Origin of the sequence: Microbulbifer agarilyticus S89 (genome assembly GCF_000220505.1) — a bacterium.
GTDB lineage: Bacteria > Pseudomonadota > Gammaproteobacteria > Pseudomonadales > Cellvibrionaceae > Microbulbifer > Microbulbifer agarilyticus_B.
The window spans coordinates 96,303-113,273 of record NZ_AFPJ01000037.1 but is presented as its reverse complement, the minus strand read 5'-3'; the positions used below and the strand labels follow the sequence as shown (position 1 = coordinate 113,273).

Here is a 16,971-nt window from a genome sequence, read left to right as displayed (position 1 = left end):
CTTTTCCCCGCTACTCACTCCGCCCCATTGACCGCGCTCGGGTCATGGTGCCCTGCAACGACACTGAACTGCTGAGATCCCCCAACATATACACTGCTGGAATTGCGCGCAGAAGAGGTTTATGCTGCCTATTGATGGAAGGTTGACCATAAATTCTGCAATTGAAAGGGCTCTCTGCAATGCGTAGCAACTTTCTTTATACGGCCGTGCTTGCCCTGGCGCTGCTCACAAGCGTATCTGGCTGTAGCAAACCCACGCCCGAGAGCTTCTCAGGCCCGATTACCAAGGGTAAGACCTTTAACGACGAGCGCGAATACGAATATCTGGTATTGAAGAATGGTCTGCGCGTGGTAGCTATCTCGGATCCGGAAGCCGAGATGTCGGCGGCGGCACTGGACGTTGCAGTGGGCTACACAGGTGATCCGGCCGACCGTGCTGGTATGGCGCACTTCCTGGAGCACATGCTGTTTATGGGCTCGGAAAAGTATCCGCAACCGGGTGCATTTCGTGATTATGTTTCCAAGCACGCTGGCGGAACCAATGCGTTTACCAGTGCCGGTAATACCCGCTACTTTTTTACTGTCCGACCGGAAAATTTTGAATCGGCACTTGATCGGTGGGCACCACTTTTCAGCGCTCCATTATTAGATCCGACGCAAATTGATAAGGAAAAAGAAGCCGTCGATGCAGAATATAAGTTAAGCCTGAAGAGTGATGGACGCCGGATCGCGCAGGTGGAGAAGCTCACGGCCAATCCGGCACACCCTTATAACAAGTTTTCCACTGGCAACCTCGATTCACTCGCCGCCCGTGAGAACGGCGATCTGTACGCGGAATTGCGTGCTTTTTTGCATCAACACTACCATGCCGACAATATGGTGCTCGCTATAGCCGATACTCGATCCATTGCAGAAATAAAAGATCTCGCTCGGCAGCATTTCAGCGATGTACCCGCGCAGGAGGTTGCTACTGTAGGCGATCCCTCTCCCCAGGTACCCTGGCTGCGCCCGGAAGATCTCGGCAAAAAGGTGCTGATAAAAACCTTGCAGGAAAATAACAGCCTGCAACTGCAGTTCCCGATCCCGGATACGCTCGCCAATTATCCCCAGCGTTCCGAATATTATGTTTCGCGGGTTTTATCCGATAAGGGTCGTGGTGGTCTGTTCGATCAGCTTAAAGAGAAGGGTTGGGCGCATGATCTATATGCCGGGCCGCAAGATATCGATAATTGGCAGGATGTATTCAGCATCACTATTGCCTTAACTGAAACAGGTGCCGAAAACACCGCTGAGATTAGCGCGGCAATATTTGATTGGTTGCGCACTATCCGTGAACAAGGGGTGCAGGAATGGCGCTTTGATGAGATCCGCAAAAGGATTGAACTGGCGCAAGCGTCCGCGGAACCCGGCGGTTCCATGGGCGCTGTAATGAACACTGTGGCTACTATGCTGACAGCCAATCCAGAGGATATTCTGCATTGGCGCTACATGATTGGGGAGTACAACGCTGCAGATATTGAAGCTTTTCTTGGTAGTCTGCAGCCTGACAATGTGCGACTGGTGATTACTGGCCCGGAAGTGTCTGTCGACCGCTATGATGCTCTATACGATGTGCATTATCAGGTCGCGCAGATTGAGCCAGAGGAGCTCGAGCAGTGGCGCAAGGCGGAAGGCTTTGCAAGCTATAGCTTGCCCAAGCGGAACACTTTTTCCACTGATGAGCAGCTCGTAAAGGGAGCGAGCGAAGTGGCACCATACCCTGTGCCTGTGATGCAGAAACCAGGGTTTGTGCTCTATCACCAGCAAGACAATGAATTCAATGTGCCAAAGGGCGATATCGCCATTTTGATCTACAGTGATGTCGCCTCCAATTCACTGCGCCATCGTGCCCTGGCCAATCTGTATTCCAGTTTACTGCGGGATTCTCTGCAGGAGACTGTAGCGTCCGCGGCGAAATCCGGTATGCGCCTCTATATGGACTCCAATGCTCTCGGTTTTTCATTTGGGGTGAGTGGCTATACAGAAAAGCAGCCAGAGTTGTTGCGACGCGCGATGAAGGGAATTGCAGATTTCCAAATTGACCCTGAGCGCTTCGAAGTAAAAAAAGCCCTGTTTTTACAGCAGTGGCGCGACTGGGAAAAATCTACTCCAATACAGCAGGTGACGATCGCCGCTCGCTCAGTCGTACAGACGCGTCCATTTGACAGGGCCGGACTAACTCCGGAAATGGAGTCTATAACCGTTGGTGAGCTGGAGCGATATATCAACCGCTTCTTCGACGAAGTCAGTATGGAGGTCTTGGTTTACGGGAATTATCTGCCCATTGAAGCGCAACAGGTTGGGCAGAAACTCTATGCGCAGTTTATACAAGGTAATAAACCAGCAGAGAAACTGCGTGGAGGTGTGAAAAAATTGCCTCGCGGAGTAACTCTGGTCGAACTGGATATTGATCACCCGGACTCTGCAATTAGTATCTATTATCAGGGTGCTTCTGCGGCTCTGGAAGAGAGGGCAAGTTACGCGCTTGTGGCGCAAGTTCTGCGCACTAGTTTCTTCAACGCGTTGCGAACCGAACAGCAGATGGGCTATATCGCACATGCCTCATCCGCAACTATCGGCTCGCGTCCGGCGGTTCCTGGTCTTTCATTCATGATTCAGTCACCCAAGGCCGGGCCTCTCGAATTGGAGCGAAGAATCGATAATTTTCTACAGAACTTCAGTCTGCAGCTGCAAGAAATGGATGACCCCACATTCGAGGAGCACAGGGCGGCGCTACTGAAAATTCTGCGCCGCAAAGATCCTTCTTTGTTGGCCCGTTCTTCTCGCTACTGGAGGGAGATTTTGGCGGAATCCAATAGCTTTGACAGCAGAGAGCAGCTTGCCCTGGTTGCGGAAAAATTGGATCGGGAAGAGGTGGCGGCACTATTCAAGCGCCAGGTGCTCAATGCAGACCGCAGATTGATAGCGCGTAGTTTTGGTAGCGACCACCGAGGTGAGGGCTTCACTCTGGCGCAAAAGGACGATTCTATTTGTCGTGAGTTGCCATGTATCGATACGGAAATTTTTAGTCCGGTTCCGGCAGGTTAGGGCGGGTTAGGGTTTAGCCCCATTGGGCGCAGTCAGCGCCCTAAGATTTTCCAGCACTCTTTCCGCGCGGCTAATGTTGCCGCGCAGTTCGATGTTTTCCGGTGCGAACGTGTTCGCCTCTCGCCATACGGCCAGTGCCTGTTCGATGTCTCCCTGACTGTACAGCTCGTTGCCCCGCTGCAGCGCGGATTCCAGCTGTGCGTTCAACATCGAGTCAAAGCGTGCCTGTAAAGCCTTCAGTTGAGGGTGGTCAGGTGCCTGTTGTTCCAGCTGTGTGAGCTGTTGGCGTGCGCCGGGCAGGTCGCCGTTAGCCAGTGTCCGCTCTAGCTCATCTGTCGGGATGGGTTGCGCTTTTGTGGCAGGAGCCGGTGTGCGCGCAACGACTTTTGTGCGCCGAGGGTTTCGCTTACGCAATTGGCGGTTGGCTTCGGCGAGGTTTTGCTCCAGCCGTTTTTGGCTTTCGTCCTCCTGCACCAGGTCGTCGCTATATAAGGCTTTGGCGACTTTCAGCCCGCTCTGGGCCAAACCGTAATCTTTTCTCAGTAGCGCCAGCTCCGCATACTTCTGCAGTTCTTCGGCAGAGGCGCGTCGCTTGCGGTTGAAGTTTTTTAGCTCCACCCAGGTCAATACATCGCGGCCCTGCAGTTGCTGCAGGCGCTTGTATGCATCGATGTCTTTTAGCAGTTGTTCACCCTGGTGGATTGCGATTTCCATACGGACGCGCTCTCCACGCAGCTTGCGGCGCTCCTGGAATTCACCATAGGCAGCCGTGAGCACCGGGCTATTGGGCAAAACACCAATAGCGCCCTCAAACAGCTGGGCAGCGCGATACCACTCGTGCTTTCGCTCGAGCCGGCTCGCCGATTCCAGTACTTCGCGTTCAAAGCGCTGCAGCGCACGGCGCAATTGCCGCGTTTGATTCTGCTGAGATGCTGAGGGGGCGTTGAGGTTTTGCAGTTGCGCGAGCTCGGCCGATTGCTGGCGGACCAGCTGCGCAGTTTCCGCGGGAAAACCTTCGAGTGTTGGTTGCGTGGTGGGGACCAGGCTGCAAGCAGGGAGTAGTGCCGCCATGGAGAAGCAAAAGAATAACCGCTGGAGTGTTATTCGTCCGTTAAGCATGGTCGAGGCTTTCTTCATCCTGCTGTGTGTGAACGCTGTCGCGCAGTGCCTGTAAATGATCGCGCAACTGCGATTTCCCTTCTTTCGATAGGTCATCGACGGAGTAGATCTGCACAGGCGCTGACTTGCCGCGAATCATAATAGACTGGCCCGCTAGCGCTACGATGCGGGACTGCAAGCGATCGTGCAACTGTTCGCGAATAATGATCTGATCCGGTTCTGCCTCACTGCACAGGCGCGAGGCAAGATTCACGGCATCACCGACCACAGTGTATTCCATGCGATCGTCAGAGCCCAGGTTGCCCGCCAGCATGGTGCCGGAGTTGATGCCGATACGGAAGTGCACCTCCGGCTTGCCCTCTGCCGCACGCTGCTTGTTCAGCTCGGATGCCAGTTGCTGAATCAGCACGCCACAGCTGACCGCGTTAAATTCGTGGTCGGAATCATCTTCGGCAACGCCGAACACCAGCATCGCGCAGTCGCCGATAAATTTATCAACGACACCGCCGTGCAGTGCACACGCGTGGGAGATATAAGAGAAGTACTCGTTAAGGAGCCCGGAAACCTGGCTCGGCTCCAGTTTTTCCGACATGGCGGTGAAGCCGCTGATGTCGGCGAACAGCACGGTTGCCTCGATAGGGCGGTCCACCAGGCGGACTTCGTCCAGGTTGGCCAGCACCTTGTCAGCGACACTTTTTGACACGTAACGGGAGAATACCTGTTCGACCTGGGATTTCTTCAGCAGTCCCGCGGCCATGTTGTTGAACCCTTCAAACAGGTAGCCCAGTTCGTCATTGCGGCGCTGATCAATGCGGGTAGCAAGATCGCCGCGGCCGATGGCCTCTGTGGCCTTCATCAAGTGATGGATCGGCAGGGAGAGCCTGCGGCTGAGCCAGTAGGAAAACAGGGAGGCGAGCAGGGTCATCGCCAGGGTGGCGTAAATAACGGCGTTGCGCGCCTCGCTTGCCGCCTGGTCCATCAGCGAGGCGGACAGGGTGATGACCACGGAGCCGGCCCGTACCCCCTGATAGGTGGCGGGGGCGACGAAGCTGATCAGGCGCTCGCTGTTACCATTCTCATCCACGCCAAACCATGGGTGGGCGATCACGGTGCTGGATTCAAACAGGGTTTTGCCAAGGTCCGGCAGGCGTCCCGTGCCAGAGAGCGGCTGGCCGTCGTGGGCATAAATAGCGGCACCTAGGATCTTTTCTTCTTGCCCCAGGTTCGTGGTGAGCATCTGCAGATCGAGGCCATTCTCGGAGAGGATGGGTTCACTGGCCTGCTTGGCGAGTTGCAGCGCCATGGCGTTGCCAAATTCGTCCAGCTGGGTGCGGATCAGTTGATTCTGGTTGTCACTGATTACAAGACCCAGGCCGGTCATTCCCACTACCAGGAGGAGGGTCATGACCAGCGCGAGCTTGAACGCGATGGGGACACGGCGCGGCAACAGCCGGGCCAGGCGCACCTGCAGACCGCGGGCGAGTGTTCGCTGGTTGTCTTTGGTCTTGGTGATCAACGGGCGCGCTCTAGTTAAAACTTGTTGGTCATGTGACTCTGGGAGCCGGGACACAGACTATACCAGCTCTTTGCTGTTAGCTCCTCGCTCACAAGCGGTCTCTACCTGAGAATTTAGCCCAATTTGACTTCGTGGAAGCTCGGATCGGCACTGGTGCAGATGAAAAAGCCGGCCCGGACTGGTAGTATCCCGTCGCAATTCACGCTGTGGGGCGCCCCATATCGCGCCAGCTTGTTCCGATGTGCCGTTTTCTGGCGCAACTGTTTAGAAGTCTGTTCCAAGCTGCGGCTCGGATGTAGCCTGAACGCCGAGTCTTTGCATCGGAGTACTTTATTCCATTTTTGATAATGAGTATCATTTGCGCACGGTCTTTAATAAAGAAACGCAAAAGAGAGTGGGAATTCATGCAAGCTAAATCTTTTTTCTGCAAGCCTCGCAATCTGGGCATGGTTTTGGGCTTGGTGGCGCTGCTAGGTGCCGGCCATGTTTCCGCGAACGGGGAGATTGGCGATCACGTTAATGATCTCAAGTCGCACCTGGGACAGTACTCAGAAGAAGTGACCTGGCTGGTCGGCAAGTTTGGCGCGGTCGTCGACACTTACGAAGAGAAAGGTCAAAAGGGCACCAACACCAATGCGATGCTCGAGTACTGGGAAGAGGTCGATTTCCACTCCGCTATCGAAACCAGCTATGTCCCGGTGTACGCCAATATCTGGCAGGGCATTTTCGGCGTAAAGCAGGCAATTGATGCCGGCGCACCGGTTGCCAAAGTGCGCGAGGAACAAAACAAGCTGAACCAGACTCTCTGGCAGGCGCTGGGCGCCGTAAAACTGGCTTCCCAGTATCAGGAGAAAGGCCTGCTGGCGAAGGTTCAAACCACTGAAGCCGGGCCCACCACGGTGCCGGAGACCCTCGACGACATTAAACACCGCCTGGATCGCGTGGTCGCCAAGTACGCAGAAAAGCTGCCGGAAGCCGCCACCAGCATCGTTCACGATACCTACCTGCATCGCTTTGAGGGTGTTGAGGGTGTTCTGATCGAGCAGGACGCTGATCTGGTGGAAGATCTGGAGAAAGACTTCAACGTGACCCTGCCGCAGGCCATTGACGGCAAGTCCAGTGTTGACGACGTGCGCAAGGTGGTTGAAGCCATGCAGGCCAAACTGGATCGCGCAAAGGATCTGGTGGCTGCCGCCGAGAAAAAGCGCAAGGACGTTTTTTAAGATCGTCTTTGAGGAACGTCTTTGAAGGTCGAGAGTACGTCTAAACGTATTCGACCAGGGAAATGCAGGGGGCCTACAGCCCCTTGCCGAGCTTGTGAATTTTCGATTAAGGATTATCCGTGCAGCGCAGAGCTTTTTTACGTAGTGCCTGTTTAAATAGTTTTGCTGCGGCAGGTGCCCTGGGGGCCCTGCCGCTTCCTGTATTTGCCTCTGATGTAACTGGGGCAAGGCCGGATGCGTTGTCCGTCGATCAGTTGCCGCCGCTGGAGGGGGACCTCACCCTGTATCTGGGGCGCGGGGAGGGCGGGCTATACGAAAACGTCCTCAATGCGATTCGCAAGCGCAATCCCAAATTCAATTTACAAGTCCGCCGCGGCGTTACTGCGGCACTGGCGAATACCATTGTTGCCGAGTCCAAGGCGGGTGTGCGGCGGGCAGACGTGTTTTGGGCGGTAGACTCCGGAGCCATCGGCCTTGTTGCCGATGCGGGGCTGGCGCGGCCGTTGCCGGCCGATATTGCCGAGGCATTGCGTCCGGGATTCCAGTATCAGCAGTGGGCGCCGGTCACGGGCCGCATCCGCACCATTCCCTACAACACCGAGCGGGTGACGCGCGCGCAAATCCCCGACAGTGTTATGGCGCTGGCGGACAGCGATTTTTCGATTGGCTGGGCGCCGGCCTATGCCTCTTTCCAGTCGTTTGTTACTGCCATGCGTTTGCTCGAGGGCGAAAAAGCCACCGCGGATTGGTTGCGCGGAGTTAACCAGCGTGCCAAGAGCTACGCGGGTGAGCTGGGCGTGGTCATGGGCGTGGAGCGCGGCGAAGTGGATATCGGCTTTGCCAACCACTATTACACCTTGCGCCTGAAAGCCGGCAAGCCCGATGCAAATGTAGACCTGGCGTTTACCAAGAATGACGCGGGCTGCCTGGTGAACGCCTCCGGTATCCTGGCATTAAGTGAAGGGGATCTGCCGGTCAACTTTATCCGCTATTTGCTGACGCGCGAAGTGCAGTCCTACCTGGCGCGTGAAGCCTATGAGATTCCGCTCGTCAACGGGGTGCAGCCGCCGCAAGGCTTGCCGCCCTTGAGTGAGATTTCACCGCCCAAGCTGGATCTAACCAAGCTGGCGGATTTGCGTCCGACTCTTAATCTCATGCGTCGCACCGGGGTGTTATGACCCGCTGGCCCCGGTCCTACCCGCTGGCCGCGCTGATAGCGCTGCTGGCCATTCTTCCCATCGGTGTATTGTTCGACCTCGCGGCGAGCGAGGCGCAGTTTTTTGACGCGCACAATTTGCGCGTGCTGACCAATACGTTATTGCTGATGGTATTTACCGTGCTTGGCTCGGTGCTCATTGGTGTGCCGCTGGCGTTTGTAACCGCTTACGTGCAGTTTCCCATGCGCCGGTTGTGGCTGGTGATTCTCGCCGCGCCGCTCGCGATCCCCAGTTATATCGGCGCGTTTACCATCTATGCGGCGTTTGGCCGTGGTGGCGAAATTCACAATTTGTTGGGAATTCCGTTGCCCGCTATGGACGGTTTGCTTGGCGCCTCGCTGGTAATGATTCTCTACTCTTACCCGTTCGTGATGCTGACCACTCGCGCTTCTCTGCTGAGTCTGGATGCGAGCCTGGTGAATGCGGCGCGCACGCTGGGCATGTCTCTGGGAATGAGTCTCCTGAAGGTGGTGCTGCCCCGGGTTGCCACTGGTATTGCTGCCGGCGGATTGCTGGTGGCCTTGTATACCCTTTCCGACTTCGGCACCCCGGCAATTATGCGGTTGGATACTTTCACCAGGGTGATTTTTGTCGAGTACAACGCCTTTGGCTTGAGCCAGGCGGCGATGCTGTCGCTGCAGCTACTGGCGATTGTGGGTCTGGTGCTGTTTCTGGAATCCCGGGTGCGCGGCAGTCGCGAGAAGCCAGGCCGCCACCTCACGCTCTGGCCCAATGGCTGGCAGCGTTGGGTGATTGGCGTGGCTGTTTCTCCAGTGATTCTGCTGGCAGTTGTGTTGCCTCTCGCTATTTTTGCGGTGTGGCTCGCGCGCGAGGGCAGCGCAGGTTTTGACCTCAGCTACGCGTGGAACTCTGTGCACGCTTCGTTCCTGGCCGCGGTCTGCGCGGTAGTGCTTGCGATCCCGGTCGCGCACGCCGCCATCGCTGGCCGCGCGGGCCGGATCATGGAGCGGGTGACATATTTCGGGTTTGGTGTACCCGGTATCGTTATGGGTACCGCACTAGTGTATGTCGGGTTGAAGCTGCCCTTTCTGTACCAGACCTTGGGCTTGCTGGTGCTGTGTTATGTCTTGCGATTTTTGCCGCTTGCAGTCAGCTCTGTGCGCTCAACCGCCGAGGGGCTGGATTCAAGCCTGGTAAAGGCGGCGCGGGTACTGGGCGCCAGCCCCCGTGAAGCCTTCCAGCGAGTGACGCTGCCGCTAACCTTGCGCGGCATGATTGCCGGTGCCGCGCTGGTGTTTCTCGAAGCCATGCGAGAACTGCCCGCCACGCTGATGCTGGGCCCCACCGGATTCGAAACTTTGGCTACCTACTTGTGGCGCGTATACGAAGCAGGGTATTTTGGCCGCGCAGCCATTCCTGGCCTGCTGTTGGTGTTGATGTCTGCACTGGGACTGGCATTGATGTTGTCCGGCGAGCGCCGGGCTGAACTCGAAGTTTCTGGAAAATAGTCGCGATAATGCTGAACGTTCGCAACCTGTCTGTTGATTATGGTTCCACGCGTGTGGTGGACAACCTCAATCTCGCCCTGGGAAAGGACGAAGTGTTGATGCTGGTCGGCCCGACCGGCTGTGGTAAAACCACGATTCTGCAGGCGTTGGCAGGTTTGATTCCGGTGACCGAGGGTGAGATTTCACTAGGTAACTGGTGTTCAACGCCCAAGCGCCAGGTACCACCCGAGAAGCGCAATGTCGGCATGGTATTTCAGGATTTCGCCCTGTTTCCCCATCTCACCGTGCAGGAAAATGTGTGCTTTCGCCTGAAAGACACGTCTCTGGCAGACCACTGGCTCAAATTACTGGGGTTGGAAGCCTTCCGTCAGGTTAAACCCGCCAGCCTGTCCGGTGGGCAAAAGCAGCGTGTTGCTCTGGCTCGAACCATTGCGCACCAGCCTGCGTTTATTCTGCTTGATGAGCCGCTCTCAAATCTGGATGCGGCCTTGAAAGACAGCTTGCGCTGGGAAATCCGCGAGGCGCTGAAAGCGGCCGGCATCCCGGCGATCTGGGTGACCCACGACCAGGAAGAGGCACTATCGATCGGTGATCGCGTGGGAATTCTCAATGGTGGTCAGCTGGAGCAGCTGGATTCTCCGGAGAAGTGTTTCGCCGAACCCGCCAGCCGTTTTGTCGCGCGGTTTCTGGGTGAAGCCAGCTTTCTCCCGGGCGTGCTTGATGGGCGCCAGGTAACCACCGACCTCGGCCCGGCACCGGGTATTCCAATCGACGGTGCCAGTGGGGCGGTTGACCTGCTGCTGCGGCCGGATGACTTGTCTCTGGTGCCATCTGAAATTGGCAATGGCGTGGTGGATTGGGTGCGCTACGAGGGCTGCTCGCGCCTGTATGCGGTGAATGTTGGCGACGGCGTGCAGCTCAAAGTGCGTACCAGCCACGAAGTGCATGCAGAGCCCGGTGCGCGCGTGCAGATGGGCATCACCACAACCCATCCCCTGGCCGCGTTCCCCAGATAACCCCTCCCTAAATCCTCTCTGAATCTGTTGTTGCCGGCGCTCATTGGCTTGAGCGCTGCGCTACCGAGACCGCTCCGTCCAGGCGCTTGAGTCGCTTAATTTTGTTTGTGCGCTCTCGATTGGTGCCCACTGGTCGACCAGTGCCGGGAGCCTGTGCAGTAAGTGGGCAAGCCGCTTGTTTTTCGCCAGTTAACTAATTAAATGCCAAAAACTTTTAGCCCTTTGGGGCTAGGGGGAAAAGCTTTCCACAGCAGGACGTGAACAAATCTGGCTAGATAGTTACGAGGGAAATTTGTCAATCCTGTTTTGGAGTTTTTTATAACTTATTGATTTATATGGGAAAAATTTATTTGGTTAAATTTTCTTCACAAACTGGTTACAACGGATCATGGGGGCTGGCGGCGTTTTCCCGGGTGTTGTTAACAGAGATATCCACAGATTCTGTGGATTGTGAATAAAAAAAGCCGGCAGTTGCCGGCAATTGTGCTACCAGGGGAAATCTGCGCCTTGGCTTGGGCCCAAAGCGCAGAAATTGGTCTGATCAGCGGAAGGTTAATTCGACACGGCGGTTTTGCGCGCGGCCAGATTCGGTTGCATTCGAAGCCACTGGCTGCGTCTCGCCAAATCCCCTGGCCGATATGCGGGTGGCATTCACACCCTGTGACACCAGATAGCGGCGCACCGACTCGGCGCGTTGCGCAGACAGGCGCAGGTTGTAGTCGTCATTGCCCCGGCTGTCGGTGTGTCCGGCGACTTCGATCAGGCTATTCGGTTGGCTGCGCAGGGACTGTACGACCGCACCCAGTGATGTTCGTGCACGCGCTGTTAACGTGGCCGAGTTAAATTCAAACTGGATGTTTTCCAGCGTAATGGTCTGGTCGGCGATTACGCAGCCAAATTCGTCGACCTGCGCACCGGGCAGAGTGTTGGGGCAGCGATCTTTCTGGTTGAGCACGCCGTCTCCGTCGTCGTCCAGGTCAACCTCTACGGCCGGTTCTGGTTCAGCGGGTGGCATGTACGCTACGGCAGGCGCTGGTGCGGGCGGGCAGCGCAAGGGAATGCTGATGCCGATGCCAAACTGGTAGTCGCTCATGTCGGTGGCGAAAAAGTCGCGTAGGTAGCGCACTTCGGCGCGGACTTTCAAACCGCGGGCTGAGAGGGGCCCGCTGACAATACCGGCCCCCACATTGACGAAACCATTGGTCTCCCTAGGGCCATAGTCAAACTCGGTATTGTTGTTTGATGCGCCGATGCCCGCGAGTACAAACGGGGAATAGCCCTCACGTCCGTTAAAGTGATAGACCACATCAACCCCAAGTCCCGACAGTTCCAGATCGCCGGAGGGACTGAGGTCGCCGGTATAAAGGTAAGGGGTGGAAGCAGCATCCACTGTGCCAAACGCGAGCCCAGAGTTGATGCCACCGGAGCTTACGATCGCAGTGGGTGTCCCGGCTTGAGTAGTGTGAATTTCCGGGTAGTCCACAAAATTACTGTCCCTGTCGACTTTAACGCCGAACAGCTGGACTTCGGTAAACCAATTACCGCTTGTCTGCCAGCCAAAGGTTGCGCGTGCGCCGGCCCCCTGGCGTTCTGTGTTGCGGTCCTTATCCACGCGTGTCATCACACCCATTACGTCGATGTAGCTGGTTTCCTGTGCCTGTAGTGGCATAGCAGCGCTCGCGGCGAAGGCGAGGGTAACCGCTGCTGAGAGGCTCTGATGGATAAATTTCAAAGGCATAGACACTGTCCCTGGTCGAATTGCTGAGAGGAATTCTGTTTTATTCGTATATGGTCGCGATGTATGCCGTTCCAATGACTTAGGCATCCACGGGCTGTATTTGCTACGAGAATTGTATTTGTGGTGTCGTATTTTTACTTCCGCCGCTTACTTTTAGTTGATGTCGGGGACTTTGCCAATGTGGCGGCTAGGGTAACGGTGATAATTGGCGGGCGATTTTGCGACTGTTAGGCGGGTTGGGGGTTCGATACGCAAAAACGCACGCAGGTGGGAAGCGCGCGGTGAAGGCAAATCATCGCGCCAGCGAGAGTGGTGACGCGATGATGGCCGAACTGTGGAGTATGCAATGGCTGCAGCTCAGAACCGATGGCGAAAGCTGATGAGTGCTGCGGTAATTGCCACATTAAGGCTTTCGACACCGTTCTGCATCGGGATGCGAATTTTATCGGTGCAGGATTTTTCCACCGCGGGACTCACGCCATGGGTTTCATTGCCCAGAACGAATACTGTGGGTGCACTGGTATCCAGCGTACCCAAGGTATCTTGCGCGTGCGAGGAGAGTGCGCAGACGCGCGCTCCCTGTTCACCGAATTTCCTGAGCACCGGTGCCAGCTGCTCACAGCGTAAAATCCGGGTCTTAAACAGGGTGCCCACACTGGCTTTGATTACCAGAGGATCGATCTGCGCACAGCCTTTTGTTGGCAGCAAGATACCGTCGATACCGCCTGCGCATGCGGAGCGAATGATCATGCCCAGGTTTTGCGGATTGGTGATGCCGTCCAGCGCGAGCAACTCGAAATGTTTGCCCGGACTCTCTTTGAGAAAAGTATCAGCACTGCCGTATTTCGGCAGTGCCAGGTCCAGTGCTACGCCCTGGTCCTGCTTGGCATTTTTTGAAATGCGGGACAGGCCTTTGCGGTCCCAGTGAGCCACCTGAATACTGCGCTCTTCGGCCAGTTGCTCGATACGGGAAATCAGTTGGTCCTTGCGGTTACTTTCCGCCAGATGCAGCTTGTGTACGGGCAGGCTGCGGTCCTCCAGGGCTTCGAGAACCGGTTTGCGTCCATAGATGGTGAGCAGGCTGTCAAAAAATGCGCGTTTTTTCAGGTATTCGGGGGAGTCGGTCACGGTTACGTTTCGTCAAAAATGGATTGCAGTTGCCGGCGCGCATCTTGGCTCAGGCCGGCTTTTTCCGCCAGCGGCAATGCCGCTTTTCCGAGCGCTTGGTACATTGCTGCGAGCGTTGCGGCGTCGACGTCAGGTGTGGCAGCAGTGCCGCTTTCGGATGATTCCGCAAGCGCACGTAACGCTTTGGTTTGGCGCGCCACCGTGGCGACATCGCCACGCACTAGTGGGCCAGTCAGTGCCTTGGTCGGGCCCAGGGCAAAATTGTTTTTCACCGTCTGCACCACAATAGGCTCGAGCAGCGTCATGGCGCTGTGGTTATCGATACCGGCGGCCTGAAAAACCTGCAGGCTCAGATCCATCAGTACCGTGAGGTAGTTGCAGGCCATTACCGAGCCCGTGTGGTACAGCACTTTTTGCGCTGGGCTCAGTTGAATGCAGTTGCAGCGCAATGCCGTGAAAGCGGGCTCCAGCACATCGATCACTTCGTCACTGCCTTCCAGGGCTACAGTGGAGCCGGGAAGATCCGTGAGCGAGCGCTTGGGGTCGGCAAAGCTGTGCACCGGATGCGCACTGGCGAGCAAGCCGGTTTCACTGGCGGCCAGCACAGAGGCGGGCAGGGCACCGCTGCAGTGGAACAACATTGGCGGCTGCCCTGCCGATGATTGCTGCCGGGCAATCATTGGTGCGAGGGCGGCCGCCATGGTTGCAATTTGATCGTCCGGCACCGCCAGCAGCCAGACTTGTGCGGCCGGCAACTTGTTCATGTCCGAGACGGCAATGCCCGCACCGATAAAGTCTCGGGCTGCGTGGGCGTTTGCGGTGCTGCGGCTGAAAAGCCCGGCAATCTCGAACACGCTGTTTTGATGCCACAGCGCGGCCAGCGTGCGACCGAGTTTACCTGCGCCGACAACGTTCAGGGATAGCAATTAATTGCCCGCCAGACAGGTCACATAAGCGGCGGTGGCATCCGCCAGGCCCATTTGGATGGCGTCGACCGTCAGTGCGTGGCCAATCGATACTTCCTGCAACCCAGGCAGCGTGCGATAGCGGCGCAGGTTTATCAGGTTCAGGTCGTGGCCGGCGTTGACACCAAGGCCCAGGTGCAGTGCGTGCTCCGCCGCAGCGCAGTGTTCGGCAAAGATCTTCTCTACGTCGCCAGATTGGTTGGTAACGGCCTCTGCAAAAGGGCCGGTATACAGCTCGATGCGATCGGCGCCCACTTCTTTGGCCAGGCTGATTTGGCGGATGTCCGGATCCATAAACAGGCTTACCCGGATACCAGCCTCTTTGAGTTGCTGAATAATGGGCACCAGACGCTCGCCATCGCGCGTGAGGTCAAAGCCGTGGTCAGAAGTGAGCTGATCGTTACTGTCGGGTACCAGGGTGCACTGTTGCGGCTTGGTTTCGAGTACCAGCGGCAACAGGCCAGGGTAGCTGCCCATCGGGCCTGCAAATGGGTTGCCCTCGACATTGAATTCCACCGAGCGCGCTGCACACAGCGCGGCCAGGTTGCGTACGTCATCGGGGCGAATGTGGCGCTGGTCCGGGCGCGGGTGCACGGTGATGCCGTGGGCGCCAGCATCCAGGCAGGTGCGGCCATGCGCGACGACATCGGGATAGTTGCCCTCGCGGGAGTTACGAATCAGGGCGATCTTGTTCAGGTTGACGCTAAGAGCAATCACTGGGCGTTTTCTCCGCTATCTGAATCTTTTCGTGTCGCCTTCAGTATACGCACCGCCATGTTGGGTGCGTCGGGAAATGCGCGATGTTGGCCGCGTGGCTCCGCGGCAATTTGCTGCACCACGCCCATTCCCAGCAAAACCTTGCCGAATACGGTGTAGCCGGGTTTATCGGCACTGCCATCGAGGCGGCTGTTGTCTACCAGATTAATAAAGAACTGCGACGTAGCGCTGTCGGGGACACTGGTGCGCGCCATGGCGATGGTGCCGCGTGCATTGGAAAGTCCATTGTCCGATTCGTTCTTGATCGCGTCGTCGGTGGGCTTTTCCTGAAAATCAAAAGTGAAGCCGCCGCCCTGGGCCATAAAGCCGGGGATGACGCGGTGAAAAATGGTGCCGTCGTAAAAACCGCTGTCCACATACTTCAGGAAATTTTCCACGGTAATGGGGGCCTTATCGGCGTACAGGACCAGTTCAATGGTGCCGAGGTCGGTTTGCAATTCCACGCGCGGGTTGTTGGTAACCGCAAGCGCCAGGCTGGACAGTCCCAGTAGGAACGTGGCGACAACGGTGTGGAGCAGGGTGCGACAGGGCGTAAGGCGTTTCATAATCTCTTCCATTAGCGAACACAAAAAGGCCCGGTCAGTGACCAGGCCCGGAGAGCCGACTAGGGATTCTACCCGCAGCCTCGCATGTAGGGGAACTCGCGTGTAGCGGAAAGGGGGATTAGTTCGCCCACTCGGAGTGGCGCTTGCGGCGGCGCATGTGCGGGGCAATCATCGCGATGAGTGCACCCATTGCCACAGAGAAGGCCCCATACATGTACGTCTTGTGGGAGTCACTGGAGGACAGGCGCTGGATCTCTGCCTGATCCATGGATTGCTGCTGTTTCAGTCGCTCGTGCTGATTGAGCAGTTTCTGGTGACGTTGGCTGAGGGCAACGGCATCTGCGGAAAGTGCCTTCAGGTCTTTCAGTTCCTTGGCCAGAGACTGGGCGCGCTCTTGCTCGATCTTTAGGGCGGTGGACAGCTTGGTGTTGTCCTCTTCCAGGCGTCGCACCTCGCCGCCCAGGTTGCCCTGCAGGCTTTCGATATGCTGCAGTCGTTGCTCAGCCTGTGCCAGTTTAATTTTGGCGACTGGCTCAGACTCCAGATACTGACGGCGCACCCAGCCCTCCTCACCACCCGGTGTGCGCACTTGCGCCCAGCCAGTGTCCGGCGAATCCTGCAGCAGGGTCAGTTTGGTGCCGCTGGGCAAGCCGCGGTGCAGGATGCGGAATTCGTTACCCTGGCCGGAACGCATCGGGACGTGCAGCTCGTCGGTAATATAACGCTCGGAGCTAATGGCCAGCGCTGGGCTGGCGGCGAAGGCGATCAGGGTGGAGGTAACAGCAGTGGTGAACAGTTTTTTCATGGCCAGTAAAAATCGAACTCGACAATCTTGTTTTGGTTTTGCCGGTTTGCTCAGGGCAAAACCAGCTTGTAAGGCTTAACGGTAACCGATGCGTAGACGCCGGCACTCATGTACGGGTCGTCATCGGCCCAGCTCTGCGCATCGGCCAGTGACGGGAACTCGGCAACCACCAGGCTACCGGTAAAACCGGCTTCGCCCGGCTCTTCACTGTCGATGGCGGGGTGCGGCCCGGCGATCAGCAGGCGTCCCTCGTCTTTCAGTGTGTTGAGTCGTGCGATGTGCGCAGCGCGTGCGGTTTTGCGCAAGGGTAAGCTGTTTTCTACATCCTGACTGATAATTGCGTACCACATAAGCTGTGTCGTATTCC

14 protein-coding genes are annotated in these 16,971 nt (G+C 56.8%); 5 read left to right on the top strand and 9 right to left on the bottom strand.

Features of this window, described 5'->3' with window-relative positions:
• Positions 1 to 179 precede the first annotated feature (179 nt).
• The gene (locus AS89_RS0112465; protein ID WP_010132999.1) at positions 180 to 3,086 is read left to right on the top strand and encodes an insulinase family protein; all 2,907 of its coding nucleotides are present in this window, start codon (positions 180 to 182) and stop codon (positions 3,084 to 3,086) included.
• Between the two features lie 6 nt (positions 3,087 to 3,092).
• On the opposite strand, the gene AS89_RS0112460 is transcribed toward AS89_RS0112465, so the two are convergent.
• Together AS89_RS0112460 and AS89_RS17500 are read right to left on the bottom strand one after the other, a co-directional pair.
• Positions 3,093 to 4,157, bottom strand: coding sequence for a hypothetical protein (locus tag AS89_RS0112460; RefSeq protein ID WP_010132998.1), 1,065 nt, complete (start codon positions 4,155 to 4,157; stop codon positions 3,093 to 3,095).
• Between the two features lie 40 nt (positions 4,158 to 4,197).
• The gene (locus tag AS89_RS17500) at positions 4,198 to 5,721 is read right to left on the bottom strand and encodes an adenylate/guanylate cyclase domain-containing protein (RefSeq protein ID WP_010132997.1); all 1,524 of its coding nucleotides are present in this window, start codon (positions 5,719 to 5,721) and stop codon (positions 4,198 to 4,200) included.
• Between the two features lie 404 nt (positions 5,722 to 6,125).
• On the opposite strand from AS89_RS17500, the gene AS89_RS0112450 reads away from it, so the two are divergent.
• The 4 genes from AS89_RS0112450 (at position 6,126) to AS89_RS0112435 (ending at position 10,646) form a co-directional block, all read left to right on the top strand.
• On the top strand, positions 6,126 to 6,944 hold the full coding sequence (locus AS89_RS0112450) for a hypothetical protein (RefSeq protein WP_010132996.1): 819 nt from the start codon (positions 6,126 to 6,128) through the stop codon (positions 6,942 to 6,944).
• A gap of 119 nt (positions 6,945 to 7,063) precedes the next feature.
• A complete protein-coding gene (locus AS89_RS0112445) occupies positions 7,064 to 8,122 on the top strand; it encodes an ABC transporter substrate-binding protein (RefSeq protein ID WP_010132995.1) in 1,059 nt (352 codons plus the stop codon).
• A complete protein-coding gene (locus AS89_RS0112440) occupies positions 8,119 to 9,630 on the top strand; it encodes an ABC transporter permease (RefSeq protein ID WP_010132994.1) in 1,512 nt (503 codons plus the stop codon). Before AS89_RS0112445 ends, AS89_RS0112440 begins: the two co-directional genes overlap by 4 nt.
• Before the next feature lie 8 nt (positions 9,631 to 9,638).
• On the top strand, positions 9,639 to 10,646 hold the full coding sequence (locus AS89_RS0112435) for an ABC transporter ATP-binding protein (protein ID WP_010132992.1): 1,008 nt from the start codon (positions 9,639 to 9,641) through the stop codon (positions 10,644 to 10,646).
• Positions 10,647 to 11,187: 541 nt separating this feature from the next.
• On the opposite strand, the gene AS89_RS18240 is transcribed toward AS89_RS0112435, so the two are convergent.
• From AS89_RS18240 to AS89_RS0112400, 7 genes are all read right to left on the bottom strand, one after another.
• Complete coding sequence (locus AS89_RS18240) at positions 11,188 to 12,384, bottom strand: OmpA family protein (protein ID WP_010132991.1); 1,197 nt, start codon at positions 12,382 to 12,384, stop codon at positions 11,188 to 11,190.
• Positions 12,385 to 12,741: 357 nt separating this feature from the next.
• Positions 12,742 to 13,512 carry a TrmH family RNA methyltransferase gene (locus AS89_RS0112425; protein ID WP_010132990.1) on the bottom strand — a complete coding sequence of 257 codons (771 nt, stop codon included), beginning with the start codon at positions 13,510 to 13,512 and terminating at the stop codon, positions 12,742 to 12,744.
• A 2-nt stretch (positions 13,513 to 13,514) separates the two neighbouring features.
• Positions 13,515 to 14,438 (bottom strand): Rossmann-like and DUF2520 domain-containing protein, encoded by a 924-nt coding sequence (locus tag AS89_RS17490; RefSeq protein ID WP_010132989.1) that lies wholly within the window; start codon positions 14,436 to 14,438, stop codon positions 13,515 to 13,517.
• A complete protein-coding gene (locus AS89_RS0112415) occupies positions 14,439 to 15,194 on the bottom strand; it encodes a pyridoxine 5'-phosphate synthase (protein ID WP_010132988.1) in 756 nt (251 codons plus the stop codon). It abuts the gene before it with no gap.
• Positions 15,191 to 15,799 carry a peptidylprolyl isomerase gene (locus AS89_RS0112410; RefSeq protein WP_010132987.1) on the bottom strand — a complete coding sequence of 203 codons (609 nt, stop codon included), beginning with the start codon at positions 15,797 to 15,799 and terminating at the stop codon, positions 15,191 to 15,193. Before AS89_RS0112410 ends, AS89_RS0112415 begins: the two co-directional genes overlap by 4 nt.
• 118 nt (positions 15,800 to 15,917) lie before the next feature.
• On the bottom strand, positions 15,918 to 16,604 hold the full coding sequence (locus tag AS89_RS0112405; protein WP_010132986.1) for a TIGR04211 family SH3 domain-containing protein: 687 nt from the start codon (positions 16,602 to 16,604) through the stop codon (positions 15,918 to 15,920).
• Positions 16,605 to 16,654: 50 nt separating this feature from the next.
• Positions 16,655 to 16,954 carry a YciI family protein gene (locus AS89_RS0112400; RefSeq protein WP_010132985.1) on the bottom strand — a complete coding sequence of 100 codons (300 nt, stop codon included), beginning with the start codon at positions 16,952 to 16,954 and terminating at the stop codon, positions 16,655 to 16,657.
• Positions 16,955 to 16,971 lie beyond the last annotated feature (17 nt).